At 61.7% G+C, this 12599-nt stretch carries 10 protein-coding genes; 7 read left to right on the top strand and 3 right to left on the bottom strand.

The genetic code is table 11. The features are described from left to right. Positions 1-157 precede the first annotated feature (157 nt). The 3 genes from QMX97_RS29220 to rpmE all read right to left on the bottom strand — a co-directional run bounded on the left by QMX97_RS29220 (position 158) and on the right by rpmE (position 2662). A complete protein-coding gene (locus tag QMX97_RS29220; protein WP_065899913.1) occupies positions 158-1426 on the bottom strand; it encodes a malic enzyme-like NAD(P)-binding protein in 1269 nt (422 codons plus the stop codon). 181 nt (positions 1427-1607) lie between these two features. Beyond that, a complete protein-coding gene (locus QMX97_RS29215; protein WP_282398053.1) occupies positions 1608-2414 on the bottom strand; it encodes a thermonuclease family protein in 807 nt (268 codons plus the stop codon). 14 nt (positions 2415-2428) lie between these two features. Next, a complete protein-coding gene (rpmE, locus tag QMX97_RS29210) occupies positions 2429-2662 on the bottom strand; it encodes a 50S ribosomal protein L31 (protein WP_005784030.1) in 234 nt (77 codons plus the stop codon). A 302-nt stretch (positions 2663-2964) separates the two neighbouring features. Here rpmE and QMX97_RS29205 point away from each other — a divergent pair, with 302 nt between their 5' ends. From QMX97_RS29205 to phaC, 7 genes are all read left to right on the top strand, one after another. Then, a complete protein-coding gene (locus QMX97_RS29205; RefSeq protein WP_065899909.1) occupies positions 2965-5184 on the top strand; it encodes a primosomal protein N' in 2220 nt (739 codons plus the stop codon). A gap of 204 nt (positions 5185-5388) precedes the next feature. After that, positions 5389-7125: an arginine--tRNA ligase gene (gene argS, locus QMX97_RS29200; protein WP_120447438.1), complete on the top strand. Its 1737-nt coding sequence runs from the start codon at positions 5389-5391 to the stop codon at positions 7123-7125. 1 nt (position 7126) lies between these two features. Then, positions 7127-7828, top strand: a complete 702-nt coding sequence (locus QMX97_RS29195; RefSeq protein WP_065899905.1) for an SPOR domain-containing protein — start codon at positions 7127-7129, stop codon at positions 7826-7828. A gap of 259 nt (positions 7829-8087) precedes the next feature. Continuing rightward, positions 8088-8618 carry an ATP-dependent protease subunit HslV gene (gene hslV / locus QMX97_RS29190; protein ID WP_010563201.1) on the top strand — a complete coding sequence of 177 codons (531 nt, stop codon included), beginning with the start codon at positions 8088-8090 and terminating at the stop codon, positions 8616-8618. 37 nt (positions 8619-8655) lie between these two features. Then, the gene (gene hslU / locus QMX97_RS29185) at positions 8656-9993 is read left to right on the top strand and encodes an ATP-dependent protease ATPase subunit HslU (RefSeq protein ID WP_282398052.1); all 1338 of its coding nucleotides are present in this window, start codon (positions 8656-8658) and stop codon (positions 9991-9993) included. 184 nt (positions 9994-10177) lie between these two features. Then, entirely contained in the window at positions 10178-10555 is a 378-nt protein-coding gene (locus tag QMX97_RS29180) for a DUF971 domain-containing protein (RefSeq protein ID WP_065899901.1), read from the top strand. 249 nt (positions 10556-10804) lie between these two features. Then, on the top strand, positions 10805-12484 hold the full coding sequence (gene phaC, locus QMX97_RS29175; RefSeq protein WP_106805380.1) for a class II poly(R)-hydroxyalkanoic acid synthase: 1680 nt from the start codon (positions 10805-10807) through the stop codon (positions 12482-12484). Positions 12485-12599 lie beyond the last annotated feature (115 nt).

Here is a 12599-nt window from a genome sequence, read left to right as displayed (position 1 = left end):
AGGCGGAGTATCAGGCTCAGATGGGCCGACTGACACACCGCCTTCGCGAGCAAGCCCGCTCCCACCTTTAGCTCACCGCAAGGCTCAAGCTAATTGCCAGCCAACAAAAAGCCCCGACTCTCGCGAGCCGGGGCTTTTTGTTGTGCGCTACAACGGCTTAGCCGTTGAACACATCATCCACGCTTTGCAGCGGGTAGTGCTTCGGATACGGCAGGGTAGCCACACCGGTCTCGATCGCGGCCTTGGCCACGGCATCGGAGATCAGGGTGATCAGGCGCTTATCCATTGGTTTCGGAATGATGTACTCACGGCCGAATTCCAGCTTGATGCCACCGTAGGCGTCGCACACTTCCTGAGGAACCGGCAGCTTGGCCAGTTCGCGCAGGGCGTTGGCGGCGGCGACTTTCATTTCTTCGTTGATGCGCTTGGCGCGAACGTCCAGGGCACCACGGAAGATGAACGGGAAGCCCAGTACGTTGTTGACCTGGTTCGGGTAGTCCGAACGGCCGGTCGCCATGATCACGTCGCTACGGGTGGCGTGCGCCAGTTCCGGAGAGATTTCTGGATCAGGGTTGGAGCAGGCGAACACGATCGGGTTGGCCGCCATGGACTTCAGGCCTTCGGCGCTCAGCAGGTTCGGACCGGACAGGCCGACGAACACGTCGGCACCGTCGAGGGCGTCAGCCAGGGTGCGCTTCTCGGTGGCGTGGGCAAACATCGCCTTGTACTGGTTCAGGTCGGTACGCTCGGACTGGACCACGCCCTTGCTGTCGACCATGAAGATGTTTTCCAGCTTGGCGCCCATGCTCACCAGCAACTTCATGCAGGAGATGGCCGCAGCGCCAGCGCCCAGGCAGACGATCTTGGCGTCAGCCAGGGTTTTGCCAGCGATTTCCAGGGCGTTGATCATGCCGGCCGCGGTAACGATCGCGGTGCCGTGCTGGTCATCGTGGAATACCGGAATGTCGCACTGCTCGATCAGGGCCTTTTCGATCTCGAAGCACTCAGGTGCCTTGATGTCTTCCAGGTTGATGCCACCGAAGGTGATGGAAATGCGCTTGACGGTGTCGATGAAGGCCTGCGGGCTTTCGGAGTCGACTTCGATGTCGAAAACGTCGATGCCGGCGAAGCGCTTGAACAGCACGCCTTTACCTTCCATGACTGGCTTGGAAGCCAATGGGCCGAGGTTACCCAGGCCCAGGATCGCGGTGCCATCGGAAATCACTGCAACCAGGTTGCCTTTGCCGGTGTACTTGTACGCCAGTTCAGGGTCGCGGGCGATTTCACGTACGGGCTCGGCAACGCCAGGGCTGTAGGCCAGCGACAGGTCGCGGGCGGTGGCAGTGGCTTTGGTGAGCTCTACACTCAGCTTTCCTGGACGAGGATGGGCATGATATTCGAGAGCGGCAGTTTTCAAATCAGACATATCGGCATTCCGCTTTTACTGTTGGTCGACGGACCGCCGAGGATACGCGTGTCGCAAAGTCCCTACAAGACTGGGCAGTCACAGGTGTCAAGGGCCCTGCACTAAGACTTTCGGCCAAGAGCCACGGGATACAAGGGCTCAACTGTTCACAATCGACTTAAAAAATGTCTACAATTTTTTCTTAAAGCGTCGATTTAAGCATCCCCGGATCGGTCAGTGGCAGCAGCCAACGTGCCTGGCCGCTTTTCAGGCCGCCGCGTCGCGAACGATCCTGCACCCAACCACGCGCCTCAACAGTGCGCCCTTGCAGACCATCGAGCAGGGCACTGTCGAATTGGCTGACCAGAGCCGGGGCGATGCGTAATACCAGTGAACCCTGCAGCTCAATCCAGAGACCGCCCCGATTGCGTTCGACCTTGCTGACCCGGCCACTGACCACGGCAAACCCGGAACGCTTGAGTTGCGTGACGGCCTGCACCGGCGATTGCCGCCAAAGACCGAGCCGCGCCTTGCGGGCCGTGTTTTCAGCGGCCTGCTGACAGCTGACGAGGTCAACATTCGGCGCCACACCCACCTGGAAGCCCAGCCCTTCGGCCAACAGTTGGGCTTCAAGGTTCTTGCCGTCGGCACCATAAAGATGGGCCAGGGTGCGCCCGTAATGATCTTTACGCTCGCGCCCCACCACCAGGCCGACACGGCCATCGCTGGCCTGGACCAGCGCCTGTAGGCGCTGACGGGCGGCGACGGCGTAGGGCTCGTCCGCACGGCCCTTCTTGCCGGTTTCCGGCGCATTGATACCGATCAGCCGCACGCTGCGGCCATCCTTGAGGCGTACCGTGTCGCCATCCACCACGCGCTGCACTTCCACACGGGCCAGGGACGTCGGTGCCGGGCAGAACGCCTCGGCCTGCGCCGCCGAGAGCCAAATCCCAGGCACAAAAAAGGCGCCCACAAGGGACGCCTTTTTCAACAGCTGGCAAAAGCCCATAAGGCTTTTGAGCCTTACTCTGCTGGAGTAGCAGCAGGCTTCTTGCCGAAAGCACCAAAGCGATCTGCGAAGCGCTGTACACGGCCGCCGGTGTCCAGAGTTTTCTGCTTACCGGTGTAGAACGGGTGGCACTCGTTGCATACGTCAGTACCCAGTGGCTTGCACAGGTTCGAACGAGTTTCGAACTTGTTGCCGCAGCTGCAGGTGACTTCGATGGTTTCGTACGCTGGATGGATATCGGCTTTCATGGTGACTTCCTCGGGCTAGCGTGCCGCCACTCGACACTATTGTCGAATACCGCACGTAATTAGGCCGCGGATTCTACCAGACCTTTTTAATCACGCAAGCGGCGCCTCCGCTCGTTTACACACATAAAAGCCCCTTTCATCAGAAAAATTGCGGCACACCACCGGGCAAGCCTGCCCACCATAACCCGCCCGGCGCCCACAGAAGTGCTGCCTCCTGTACCAGAGACGGGACACCTCTACCGCAGGTCTGCTAGGCTCCCGCCCCTGCGCCACTGCCTGCCTTTATAGATGAGACCCCTCGCGTGCCCGACGCCATTTTGCGCCTAGCCCTGCCCTCGCCCCTGCGCCGCCTGTTCGACTACCGGGCCCCGGCCGGCGTGCTGCGGGCGCAGTTGCAGCCGGGCATGCGTGTGCGTGTGCCATTCGGGCGGCGGGAGATGATCGGCATCCTGGTGGAAGTCGCCGACCACAGCGAAGTGCCGGCCGAAAAGCTCAAGCCGGCCCTGGCGATCCTTGATGCCACGCCACCGCTGCCGCCGGAGCTGTTCAAGCTGTGCCTGTGGACCGCCCAGTATTACCAGCACAGCCTCGGCGATACCTTGAGCTGGGCACTGCCGGTGCTGTTGCGCCAGGGCGAGTTGGCCGAAGCGCGCCAGGAACGCTTCTGGTCGATGGTGCCCGGTGCGCGCCTCGACGACCCGCGCATCGCCCGCGCGCCGCGCCAGCGTGAAGCCCTGGCCACCCTGGCGCAACATCCTCACGGCGTCGCACATCAGTTGCTGAGCAAGCTGATGCTGAGCAAGGACAGCCTCGACCTGCTGTTGGCCAAGGGCCTGGTGCAGGTGGAAATCCGCAAGCACGCCCCGGACCCGCGCCACGAACACTGGCTGGCCCAGCCCGAGCTACCGCTGAACACCGAACAACGCGCCGCGTACGAAGCCATTCGCGCAGGCTTCGACAGTTTCCACGCGTTCCTGCTGGCGGGTGTCACCGGCAGCGGCAAGACCGAAGTCTATCTGCAACTGATCCGTGAAACCCTGCAGGCCGGCAAACAGGCGCTGGTGTTGATCCCGGAGATCAACCTGGGCCCGCAAACCCTGGCGCGCTTCGAGCAGCGCTTCAATGCGCGCATTGCCCTGGTGCACTCGGCGGTCAACGACCGGGAGCGCCTGGAGTCGTGGCTGGCGGCGCGCGATGGCGAGGCCGACATTATTATCGGCACGCGTTCGGCGCTGTTCACGCCGATGAAGAACCCCGGGCTGATCATCATCGACGAGGAGCACGACGGCTCCTATAAACAGCAGGAAGGCCTGCGTTATCACGCCCGCGACCTGGCGCTGGTGCGCGCGCGCCAGGAAGACATCCCGATTGTGCTGGGCTCGGCCACGCCATCCCTGGAAAGCCTGCATAACGCCTACACCGGCCGGTATGGACTCCTACGCTTGAATGAACGCGCGGGGGGCGCCAAACAGCCACGTTTCCTGCGCCTGGACGTCAAGAGTCGTCCACTCGACAGCGGCATCTCCGGGCCCATGCAGCAAGCCATCGGCCAGACCCTCGCCGCCGGCCAGCAGGTATTGGTGTTTCTCAATCGCCGTGGCTTTGCGCCGACCCTGCTGTGCCATGACTGCGGCTGGATGTCGGAGTGCGAGCGCTGCGATGCGCGCATGACCGTGCACCAGCGCTACGGCGAATTGCGCTGCCATCACTGCGGCCATGTGGAACGCGTGCCGCGCCACTGCCCGCAGTGCGGCAAGGTCGACCTGCGTCCGGTGGGCGCAGGCACCGAGCGCGCCGAGGAACGCCTGGGCATTCTGTTCCCCGACTACCCGGTGCTGCGGGTCGACCGCGACAGCACCTCGCGCAAAGATGCGATGAATCAGTTGTTTGCCACCATCCAGAAAGGCCAGCCATGCATTCTGGTGGGCACGCAAATGCTCGCCAAAGGGCATCATTTTCCACGGGTGACCCTGGTGTCGATCCTGGATGCCGATGGTGGCCTGTTCTCCGGCGACTTCCGCGCCAGCGAGCGCATGGCGCAGTTGATCGTGCAGGTCGCGGGCCGCGCCGGACGCGCCGAAGAGCCGGGCAAAGTGATTATCCAGACGCATTTGGCCGACCATCCGCTGCTGATCCAACTGACAGAACAAGGCTACTTTGCCTTCGCCGAGCAGGCGCTGAGCGAGCGCCGCTCCGCCGGACTGCCACCCTTTGCACATTTGGCGCTGCTGCGCGCCGAAGCGCATAAACCCGGGCAGGCCGAAGGTTTCCTGGATGAAGCCTGCAGCGCCGCCGAACGTTTGCTCGTCGAACTGGGTCTGACCGGCATCGAATTGCTCGGCCCGGTGCCCGCACCCATGGAGCGCCGCGCCGGACGTTATCGTGCTCAGCTACTCTTGCAGGCAACCTCCCGTGCACCGCTGCATCGGCTATTAAGTAGCTGGTTGCTTGCCCTGGAGCAAATGCCCAGCGGCCGGCAAGTGCGATGGTCGTTGGACGTAGACCCGGTAGATTTGTACTGATTTCAAAATCGCTGTCCCAGGCAAGCCGGCTCCCACGTTTTGAAATGTGAATACCCTTAAATGTGGCAGCGGGCTTGCCCGCGATGAGGCCCGCAGGTCTGCCGAAGAACCTGAACGGTTGGCAAGCCCGCCCTCGCCACGGATAATGCCCAGTTTTTCCACCTGCGCATCGCGCGCCGCCGCTTGCGGTCGAAAGAGAACACCATGAAAGACACCATTCGCCAGCTGATCCAACAAGCCCTCACCCAACTCGTCAACGAAGGTGTGTTGCCTGAAGGCCTGACGCCGGCGATCCAGGTGGAAAACACCCGCGACAAGACCCACGGCGACTTCGCCAGCAACATCGCGATGATGCTCGCCAAGCCTGCGGGCATGAAACCGCGCGACCTGGCGGAAAAAATCATCGCCGCCCTGCCCGCCGACCCGCAGGTCACCAAGGCCGAAATCGCCGGCCCGGGCTTTATCAACTTCTTCCAGAACACCCAGGCCCTGGCGTCCCGCCTGGACGCGGCCCTGGCTGACGCAAAAATCGGCGTGCGCAAGGCCGGCCCGCTGGAGCGCGTGGCGATTGACCTGTCGGCGCCCAACCTGGCCAAGGAAATGCACGTCGGCCACCTGCGTTCGACCATCATCGGCGACGGCGTGGCACGCGTACTGGAGTTCCTCGGCGACACCGTGATCCGCCAGAACCACGTGGGCGACTGGGGCACCCAGTTCGGCATGTTGATGGCGTATCTGCAGGAAAACCCGATCACCAGCAACGAGCTGGCAGACCTGGAGAACTTCTACCGCGCTGCCAAGAAGCGTTTCGACGAATCCGAAGAGTTCGCCGACCGCGCCCGTGGCCTGGTGGTCAAGCTGCAGGCCGGTGACAAGGAATGCCTGGAGCTGTGGGGCCGCTTCCGGGAGATCTCGCTGTCGCACTGCCAGGAAATCTACGAGTTGCTCAACGTCAAGTTGACCCCGGCCGACGTGATGGGCGAAAGCGCCTACAACGACGACCTGATCAACGTGGTCAACGACCTCAAGGCCAAGGGCCTGCTGGTCGAAAGCAACGGCGCCCAGTGCGTGTTCCTCGAAGAATTCAAGACTGCCGACGGCGAGCCGCTGCCGGTAATCATCGTCAAGGCCGACGGCGGCTACCTCTACGCCACCACTGACCTGGCGGCCGTGCGCTACCGCAGCGGCGTGCTGAAAGCCGACCGTGCGCTGTATTTCGTCGACCAACGCCAGGCCCTGCACTTCCAGCAGGTGTTCGAAGTGGCGCGGCGCGCAGGGTTTGTCACCCACCCGATGCACATGGAACACATGGGGTTCGGCACCATGAACGGCGCCGATGGCCGCCCGTTCAAGACCCGCGACGGCGGCACCGTGAAGCTGATCGACCTGCTGACCGAAGCTCAGGAGCGTGCCTACAACCTGGTGAAGGAAAAGAACCCGGAGCTGGCCGAGGCCGACCTGCGCAACATCGCCCGCGTGGTGGGGATTGGCGCGGTGAAATACGCCGACCTGTCCAAGCACCGCACCAGCGACTACAGCTTCAACTTCGAACTGATGCTCAACTTCGAAGGCAACACCGCGCCGTACCTGCTGTACGCCTACACCCGCGTAGCCGGGGTGTTCCGCAAGCTCGGCAAGGACTTCAGCGCAGTCGAAGGCCAGATCGTGCTCCAGGCCCCGCATGAGCAGGAACTGGCCGCGAAACTGGCGCAATTCGGCGAAGTGCTGAACAGCGTCGGCGAGAAAGGCACGCCGCATATCCTCTGCACCTACCTGTACGAAGTCGCCGGTCTGTTCTCCAGCTTCTACGAGAATTGCCCGATCCTCACCGCCGACGACGAAGCCCAGAAGCAAAGTCGCCTGCGCCTCGCCGCACTGGCTGGACGGACCCTCAAGCAAGGCCTGGAACTGTTAGGCCTGGAAACCCTGGAGCGTATGTAAGTTGGCTGCCAAGAAAAAACCTGCACCCAAGCGCGGCGCGAGCCGCTACCAGGCACCGGCGAAGAAGCCTATTCCAGGCTGGTTGTGGATGGCCATCGGCCTGGCGGTCGGCGCGTTTGTGGTGATTCTGATGAAGCTGGAGCCGGGCAAGGGCGATGACGTCAAACGCGTCAAGCAGGAGCAGCAGAAGGCCACCAAAATTGCCGAAGCCAACAAGACTGCGCCGAGCCCGACTGCACCGGTGAAGCCGAAGTACGACTTCTACACGCTGCTGCCGGAATCGGAAGTGATCGTGCCGCCCGACGCCGTGCCGGAGAAAACCCTGCCGACGCCGCAAGTGCCGACCACCCCGGTAACGCCTGCGGAAGCGGCGAAAATCGACACCGCAAGGGCCCAGGCGGCGCTGGCCGGGATCACCCCGCCACCAGCCCCGCCGGTTGCCGAGACCAAGGCGGCACCGGTGACCAAATTCTTCCTGCAGGCGGGCTCGTTCCCGAAACAGGCGGATGCGGATCGTGTGCGTGCGCAGATCATCCTGCTCGGCCAGACGGTGACGGTGGAGTCCGGCACGGTCAAGGACGCGACCTGGTATCGCGTCCTGGTAGGGCCGTTCAGCAACCGCGAACAGCTGACCGTCGCACAGAAACAACTGGCCGGCGCCGGGTTTAGCAACCTGTTGTTACAACAACGCCAGAGCCGCTGAATCTGAGAACACAGCAGGGCCCATGTGGGAGCTGGCTTGCCGGCGATGGCGGTGTAACAGTCAATATTTTCAGTGACTGGCACACCACCATCGCAGGCAAGCCCGCTCCCACATTTGGTTTTGGTGTGCGCTTAAAAAATGTGTCAGACCGATAAACACCACTCGTCCGCCTTAAACCCCTACGGTTGAAATCCCCCCCGCCACCCCCATATGAGTTTCCATCAGGGCATTTTCGCCCCGCTGCGTGGAGACTCTCCCCTTGACCACCATCGTTTCAGTACGTCGCCACGGCAAAGTCGTCATGGGCGGCGACGGCCAGGTTTCCCTTGGCAACACCGTGATGAAAGGCAACGCGAAAAAAGTCCGTCGCCTGTACCACGGCCAGGTTCTCGCGGGCTTTGCCGGCGCTACCGCCGACGCCTTCACCCTTTTCGAACGTTTCGAAGGCCAGCTTGAAAAACATCAGGGCCACCTCGTGCGCGCCGCTGTCGAGCTTGCCAAAGAATGGCGCACCGACCGCTCCCTCAGCCGCCTGGAAGCCATGCTGGCAGTCGCCAACAAAGACGCGTCCCTGATCATCACCGGTAACGGCGATGTGGTTGAGCCCGAACACGGCCTGATCGCCATGGGTTCCGGTGGTGGCTACGCACAAGCGGCTGCCAGCGCACTGTTGAAGAAAACCGACCTGTCGGCCCGCGAAATCGTCGAGACTGCCTTGGGCATTGCCGGCGACATCTGCGTGTTCACCAACCACAACTTCACCATTGAGGAGCAGGACCTCGCCGAGTAAGCCGTAGGCTTATTCCTGCTTGAGGCCGCCAAACACTATGTCCATGACTCCCCGCGAAATCGTCCATGAACTCAATCGCCATATCATCGGCCAGGACGATGCCAAGCGCGCCGTTGCCATTGCGCTGCGTAATCGCTGGCGCCGGATGCAACTGCCCGAAGAACTGCGCGTTGAAGTAACCCCCAAGAACATCCTGATGATCGGCCCGACCGGCGTGGGCAAGACCGAGATCGCCCGGCGCCTGGCCAAACTGGCCAACGCGCCATTCATCAAGGTCGAAGCCACCAAGTTCACCGAAGTGGGCTATGTGGGCCGCGACGTCGAATCGATCATTCGTGAACTGGCCGACGCCGCGCTGAAGCTGCTGCGCGAACAGGAAATGACCAAGGTCAGCCACCGCGCCGAAGACGCCGCCGAAGAGCGCATCCTCGACGCCCTGCTGCCACCGGCGCGCATGGGCTTCAACGAAGACGCCGCACCGGCCTCGGATTCCAACACCCGCCAGCTGTTCCGCAAGCGCCTGCGTGAAGGCCAGCTGGACGACAAGGAAATCGAGATCGAAGTCGCCGAAGTTTCCGGCGTCGACATCTCCGCACCGCCTGGCATGGAAGAAATGACCAGCCAGTTGCAGAACCTGTTCGCCAACATGGGCAAGGGCAAGAAGAAAAGCCGCAAGCTCAAGGTGAAGGAAGCACTGAAGCTGGTGCGCGATGAAGAAGCCGGGCGCCTGGTGAACGAGGAAGAGCTCAAGGCCAAGGCCCTGGAAGCGGTCGAGCAGCACGGCATCGTGTTTATCGATGAAATCGACAAGGTGGCCAAGCGCGGCAACGCCGGTGGCGTCGATGTATCCCGTGAAGGTGTGCAGCGTGACCTGCTGCCGCTGATCGAAGGTTGCACCGTGAACACCAAGCTGGGCATGGTCAAGACCGACCACATCCTGTTTATCGCCTCCGGTGCGTTCCACCTGAGCAAGCCCAGCGACCTGGTACCCGAGCTGCAAGGCCGGCTGCCGATTCGCGTCGAGCTCAAGGCGCTGACCCCGGGCGACTTCGAGCGCATCCTCAGCGAGCCGCACGCGTCGCTGACCGAGCAGTACCGTGAGCTGCTGAAAACCGAAGGCCTGGGCATCGAGTTCCTGCCGGACGGCATCAAGCGCCTGGCGGAGATTGCCTGGCAGGTCAACGAGAAGACCGAGAACATCGGTGCCCGTCGCCTCCACACCCTGCTGGAGCGCCTGCTTGAGGAAGTGTCCTTCAGCGCGGGTGACATGGCCGGTTCGCAGAATGGCGAATCGATCAAGATCGACGCGGACTACGTCAACAGCCACCTGGGCGAATTGGCGCAGAACGAAGACCTGTCTCGTTATATCCTGTAAGCCTTACATCGGACCAGCTTGTGTGAGCGCTGGCTTTTGTGGGAGCCGGGCTTGCCCGCGATGGGATCGCCGCGTAGTGCCAGAAGCACCGCGGTGATGCTATCGCCGGCAAGCCAGCTCCCACACACGCCCAGCTACCACATTGATCCGGTTCCTTCAGGATCATCTCCGAGCGGTTCCCCAAATGACCAAACTGCCTACCGCCATCAACCTGCACAAAACCTCCAACACCCTCGGCCTCACCTACGGGCCCGACGAGGTCTACCAGTTGCCCGCCGAACTGCTGCGGGTGCACTCGCCGTCTGCCGAGGTCCAGGGCCACGGCAAACCCATCCTGCAATTCGGCAAACTCAATGTCCGCTTGACCAAGATCGAGCCTGCCGGTCAGTACGCACTGAAATTGACCTTCGACGACGGGCATGACAGCGGTTTGTTCACCTGGGACTACCTCTACCAACTGGCCGTGCGTCAGGACGCGCTGTGGGCCGATTATCTCGTCGAGCTCAAGGCTGCCGGCAAAACCCGCGATCCGAGTGAATCGGTCGTGCGCCTGATGCTCTAGCCCAGGCTTCTTGCTCTTTAGAGGGCATTTTCTAATTTCATCTGCTTGAATGCCCTGTCGCGTGGCCAATGATTGGCCCGCTTGCGAAAAAAATTAAACTCGGGTAACCAATGGAACTGGCAAGTTCCCTGCATTTGACGATGCGGTATCAACGGTCACCCGAGTCGCAGTACCTGGCTTGTGTTGTGTATCGAAACCTGGTGCGCAGCGGTACCCGGTACTCGTCTTTCGGACAATGGAGCGTCGTAGATGAGTAACAAGAATAACGATGACTTGAAACGCCAGGCCTCGGAAAACACCTTGGGGCTCAACCCGATCATCGCGTTACGAAAAAAGGATTTACTCGCCTCGGCGAAGATGGTGCTGACCCAAGCCATCAAGCAACCGTTGCACAGCGTCAAACATGTGGCCCACTTCGGCGTCGAATTGAAGAACGTGATGTTCGGCAAATCGCAGCTGCAGCCCGAGAGCGACGACCGTCGCTTCAATGATCCGGCCTGGACCCAGAACCCGCTCTATAAACGCTACCTGCAGACCTACCTGGCGTGGCGCAAGGAATTGCACGAGTGGATCGGCGACAGCAACCTGTCGGAACAGGACATCAGCCGCGGCCACTTCGTGATCAACCTGATGACCGAAGCCATGGCCCCCACCAACAGCGCGGCCAACCCGGCGGCGGTCAAGCGCTTCTTTGAAACCGGCGGCAAGAGCCTGCTCGATGGCCTGTCCCACCTGGCCAAGGACATGGTGCACAACGGCGGCATGCCGAGCCAGGTCAACATGGGTGCCTTCGAAGTCGGCAAGACCCTGGGCACCACCGAAGGCGCCGTGGTGTTTCGCAACGACGTGCTGGAGCTGATCCAGTACAAGCCGACCACCGAGCAGGTGCACGAGCGCCCATTGCTGGTGGTACCGCCGCAGATCAACAAATTCTATGTGTTCGACCTGAGCCCGGATAAAAGCCTGGCGCGCTTCTGCCTGCGCAATGGCCAGCAGACGTTTATCGTCAGCTGGCGCAACCCGACCAAGGCGCAGCGCGAGTGGGGCTTGTCGACCTATATCGAAGCACTGAAAGAAGCCGTCGATGTGGTCACCGCGATCACCGGCAGCAAAGACATCAACATGCTCGGCGCCTGTTCCGGCGGCATCACCTGCACCGCGCTGCTGGGCCACTACGCGGCGCTGGGCGAGAAGAAGGTCAACGCCCTGACCCTGCTGGTGAGTGTGCTGGACACCACGCTGGACACCCAGGTGGCGCTGTTCGTCGACGAGCAGACCCTTGAAGCGGCCAAGCGTCACTCCTACCAGGCCGGCGTGCTGGAAGGCCGCGACATGGCCAAGGTATTCGCCTGGATGCGCCCCAACGACCTGATCTGGAATTATTGGGTGAACAACTACCTGCTCGGCAACGAGCCGCCGGTGTTCGACATCCTGTTCTGGAACAACGACACCACGCGCTTGCCGGCGGCCTTCCACGGCGACCTGATCGAACTGTTCAAGAACAACCCACTGGTGCGCGCCAATGCACTGGAAGTGTGCGGCACGCCGATCGACCTCAAGCAGGTCACCGCCGATATCTATTCACTGGCCGGTACCAACGACCACATCACGCCCTGGCAGTCCTGCTACAAGTCGGCGCAGCTGTTTGGCGGCAAGGTCGAGTTTGTGTTGTCCAGCAGCGGGCACATCCAGAGCATCCTCAACCCGCCAGGCAACCCCAAGGCGCGCTACCAGACCAGCGATGGCTTGGCGGGCAAGGCGCTGGAATGGCAGGAGAATGCCACCAAGCACACCGATTCCTGGTGGCTGCATTGGCAGGCCTGGCAGGCGGAGCGGGCGGGGAAACTGAAGAAGGCACCGACAACTTTGGGTAATAAAACTTACGCCGCAGCTGAGGCTGCGCCGGGGACATACGTTCACGAACGCTAAACGAACCACCGTTTTGTAGCTGGAATGCATTCAAATGTGGGAGCGGGCTTGCTCGCGAATGCGCTAGATCAGTCACTATTTGCTACGACTGATACACCGCTTTCGCGAGCAAGCC

This window comes from Pseudomonas sp. PS01298 (assembly GCF_029959745.1).
In the GTDB taxonomy this organism is placed as follows: domain Bacteria; phylum Pseudomonadota; class Gammaproteobacteria; order Pseudomonadales; family Pseudomonadaceae; genus Aquipseudomonas; species Aquipseudomonas aylmerensis.
Note: the sequence above shows the minus strand (reverse complement) of the source record. Positions and strands in the feature narration are given on the sequence as shown.

Bases quoted from the DNA above. Each gene is read 5' to 3' on its own strand.
- QMX97_RS29180 (WP_065899901.1), top strand. From the start codon at position 10,178: ATGACCAAACTGCCTACCGCCATCAACCTGCACAAAACCTCCAACACC.
- rpmE (WP_005784030.1), bottom strand. From the start codon at position 2,662: ATGAAAGCCGATATCCATCCAGCGTACGAAACCATCGAAGTCACCTGC.
- QMX97_RS29220 (WP_065899913.1), bottom strand. From the start codon at position 1,426: ATGTCTGATTTGAAAACTGCCGCTCTCGAATATCATGCCCATCCTCGT.
- phaC (WP_106805380.1), top strand. From the start codon at position 10,805: ATGAGTAACAAGAATAACGATGACTTGAAACGCCAGGCCTCGGAAAAC.
- hslU (WP_282398052.1), top strand. From the start codon at position 8,656: ATGTCCATGACTCCCCGCGAAATCGTCCATGAACTCAATCGCCATATC.
- argS (WP_120447438.1), top strand. From the start codon at position 5,389: ATGAAAGACACCATTCGCCAGCTGATCCAACAAGCCCTCACCCAACTC.
- QMX97_RS29215 (WP_282398053.1), bottom strand. From the start codon at position 2,414: ATGGGCTTTTGCCAGCTGTTGAAAAAGGCGTCCCTTGTGGGCGCCTTT.